Below are 3,341 nucleotides of genomic sequence, written 5' to 3'. Positions count from 1 at the left end.
GTAAACAGAGGAACGCCTTATGTAGAAATGAGTAAATTTTGTGCTTAAAAATTTGGATTTGATCTTGGAATGCGGCTACAAGAAGTTGGCGATTTCGGAGACGATAACTGTCTGCCACCGCAAAACTTGATGCGAAGCACAAAGCTTCATTTAGCCACTTAGCCGCCAATTTCTTGTAGGTGCTGTTATCGGTTCGTGCTTCTCTTTCCACGAAGGGCAATCGTGTCAAATTATTCAACAACTTCTGCATAAGGGATTGTATCATCTGTGTTTTTGTTATGCCAATGTGCAAATTGCTTCATCATATTTTCGTCCGACTGTTTGTGTTCAAGGTGCTCGTAGTTGTCAATAGAAGATAAGTCAATTCCTAAAACTTCTCCAACTTTTTCGTAAATGAAGTTTGCATCTAAAATTTGTTTTAGCCAATCATAAGAGTCTTTTTGAAAGTCACCATAATAAGGTAACGGATGTGCTGAACTATGAATGAAGCCTACAAATACCTTAAGTAAAGGAATTACTGATTTTGAGTTTGTATCTAAATGAGTTTTTACGTATGTTGTTAACTCTTGCTTGTCAAAGTCAATCGCCCAAACATTAAGCATATATTTTGATTGAAAAGTAAAGCTTTCCCAAATAGGTTTGTCTCCCGCCAAAACTTTGGCTCTTGCTATTAGCTTACCTGCAAGTTCTTTGTATTGTTCATCAGTAAATAACTTTTTAGGGTCGTCTTTATCGTTGCGGCAGTAATTAAAAGTTTGATAAGCAAATTCAAAAGGAATTGCGTTATCAATTACCCATTGAAGCAATCCAAACTTTTCAGCTTCGTCAACCTGATTTCTTATAAGTTGGGCAAGAAAGATTGCTGCTTGAGAGTAGGGTGTAAGAAAATTAAAAAAACTATTTCCTTTATCGGGGAAACAATCACCAAGTTGGCTAAATACCTTTACTAGTGCTATTGAGGTTATGCTGTCAAATGTCTTTTCTTTAAACCTTATTTTCTCAATAAAATTTTCTGGAGTTGCCGATTGAATTAATTTTTTCGTGGGTTCTATATTATCAGTATAAACTCCTTCTGCTATTGTCTCCAAAAGTTTTGAAAAAGCAACATCAGAAATGTCTCCTTCAATAACGGTATAAGAGAAATAGCGATTAAAATACTGATTTGTTGAAATTCTTTTTTGATTATAACGGCTTTCGGGCGTTCCGCTTCCCCAATTCCAACCACTTCCCCAGACCTTGTCAAGATTTGGAAACAAATCACTTAATGCTCCTTTTGCATTAGCGATTTCATCTGGTGAGTAGTTTGTAGTAAACTCCTCAAATATTTTCTTGAATTTGTCAATCTTCTCTTGGCTTCCTGAATTGCGAGAATATGTTTGGTCACCGTAAGAGCCAATAAAATAGTCAGGTTGATACCTTACAAAGTCGTAAATTTCAGGATAGAAAACACGAATTGCTTCAATTAGAAGCAAGTCAACATAATTGACTTCACCTTTTAAGAGTGGTAGCGAAAACGAAAGTGTATTCCCATATCTAACTGCTAATCGAGGCGTGTTTAATCGAATTAAATAATTTGATGTAAATTTTCTAACGAATTCTTGTGCTTCTTTTTCTGTCAATATTGTTTCGCTAGAATTTAGAGATTGCTCAACTAGTTTGAAACAATAATTTTTTAGTGCTGTTTTTTGTGCTAATGGCAGTTTTATTGGTATTTGTATAATCTTTTCAAGAAAATTCAAACCTGCTTTTTGGTCACCCGTGCCAAATCTTTCACCAATTGCTGATGAAACCATATTTTCGTCAAACGACAATAAATATGTTGTATAAGCAAAGTCGCCAGTAAGTTTAACTAAGCGAAAAATTGAATGTATTTCATTTTTTTCAAGTCGGTCAATGTCGTCAATGAAAATTACTACTCTTTTTTTATTGTCCGCAAGCAATTTTTCAATTCGTGCTTTTAGTTTTTCAACGTCAACATTAGAAATTGCTTTACCAATTGCTTCGGCAGCTTCGCCCGCACCGAAGATAGAAACTACTTTTCCATATTCTTGGATGATTTCTCCAATGGTTTCAGTATTTGTTTTTAAGTGTCCCTTTTTCTCACCAAACCAACTTGTCTTTTTCTCACTCTTTTCTTCGGTGGCACTTTCTTCTATTAAACTTTTCTTTAACTCACTTGCCAATGTATTAAAAAATGAAGTCAACAAAGCCGCTTCATCTGTAAATCTCCAAGGATTAAAGGTAAAATGGATAACACTTGGATGATGTGGATTAAGTTCTTGTTTAATAAAATTAAGAACAGAAGTTTTACCTTCTCCCCAAGCACCATAAAGTCCAATAACAATACTATCGCTACTTGTCCGATTGATAATGGTCTCTGCAATTCTCTTAGAAAAGTTATAGCGTTGAAACTTGTCGTCTTTTTCTTCACTAATTGGTTTGTCCGCTAAGAAATTTTCTTCCATTTTCTTTTCGTTAAAATCTTTAATGTTTCAAAGTTGCACCGGCGCGAACATTGCCCATAACGGTCTGCGCATAGGCGAACGTTGCGGAACAGCGAGGCGCATATGCTCCGCTAAGATAGATTTTTTACGTGAAAAACAAACAAAAAGCTAACAAAATCCAGCAATGGCGCTTCATGCGCTGTTATGTGATGGTTTGATATTTACTTCAACTTTCTCTTTTTGGGACTTTGTCTATTTGAGAAAAATGAAATAATTTCAATTGTATTATTTTTTAGTCGATAATACAACGTATTATGCTTAGCAACAACAACTCGTCGGATTTCTTTTTTGATGTCTGAAGCTTGAAAAAGGTTAGGATTATGAGAAAGTAAATTAAGAGTTTCTTCAATTTCTACAGCAAGATTACGTAATTCTTTTTGAGTCCAATTTTCTTCAAGATATTCAATAGTGCTTTCTAATTCACTTAAAGCAAAATCTGTCCAAAGGATTTTATAACCATTTGTCATAAAGCTTTCTTGCTTTTGAATGTGAATTTAGTTTTCCAGCTTCCGCATCTTGTATTCCATTTTCAATAGATTGCTTTTCATTTTCAGAAATAGAATTCCACCAATCTTTATTTTCTTGCATTTTTAAGTCAATAATTTTATTAAGCACAGACAAGTCTTCAATGGTTGAGAGCCATTGAATCAATTCCAATTTTTTGCTTTGTATGTTTACAGCTTTCATATTCTAAATTATTTACTTTTCAAAAGTACGTTTTAATTTCAAATGTTGTATTCAACGCACTGTTAAAAACTATCACATAACGTCAGACTGTGAAAAAACCTCACAGCCCTTCGAACAAATATAGCAAAATGTTTTCAAGCAGTAGTTTAT

At 34.1% G+C, this 3,341-nt stretch carries 3 protein-coding genes; all 3 read right to left on the bottom strand.

The annotated features are described in order from the left end of the window. Positions 1-230 precede the first annotated feature (230 nt). Complete coding sequence (locus AC23L6_RS13275; RefSeq protein WP_487562958.1) at positions 231-2,465, bottom strand: KAP family P-loop NTPase fold protein; 2,235 nt, start codon at positions 2,463-2,465, stop codon at positions 231-233. A gap of 200 nt (positions 2,466-2,665) precedes the next feature. After that, a complete protein-coding gene (locus AC23L6_RS13270; RefSeq protein ID WP_487562956.1) occupies positions 2,666-2,971 on the bottom strand; it encodes a type II toxin-antitoxin system RelE/ParE family toxin in 306 nt (101 codons plus the stop codon). Further along, positions 2,955-3,191 (bottom strand): hypothetical protein, encoded by a 237-nt coding sequence (locus AC23L6_RS13265; RefSeq protein ID WP_487562955.1) that lies wholly within the window; start codon positions 3,189-3,191, stop codon positions 2,955-2,957. The genes AC23L6_RS13270 and AC23L6_RS13265 overlap by 17 nt, the downstream gene beginning before the upstream one ends. Between the last annotated feature and the right edge of the window lie 150 nt (positions 3,192-3,341).

It is taken from the genome of Flavobacterium sp. R1_16, from assembly GCF_057652095.1.
The sequence above is the reverse complement of the archived record's forward strand: the minus strand, read 5'-3'. Positions and strand labels throughout refer to the sequence as shown.

Excerpts from the sequence above, each read along its gene's own strand:
- AC23L6_RS13275 (WP_487562958.1), bottom strand. The coding sequence starts at position 2,465 with ATGGAAGAAAATTTCTTAGCGGACAAACCAATTAGTGAAGAAAAAGAC.
- AC23L6_RS13270 (WP_487562956.1), bottom strand. The coding sequence starts at position 2,971 with ATGACAAATGGTTATAAAATCCTTTGGACAGATTTTGCTTTAAGTGAA.
- AC23L6_RS13265 (WP_487562955.1), bottom strand. The coding sequence starts at position 3,191 with ATGAAAGCTGTAAACATACAAAGCAAAAAATTGGAATTGATTCAATGG.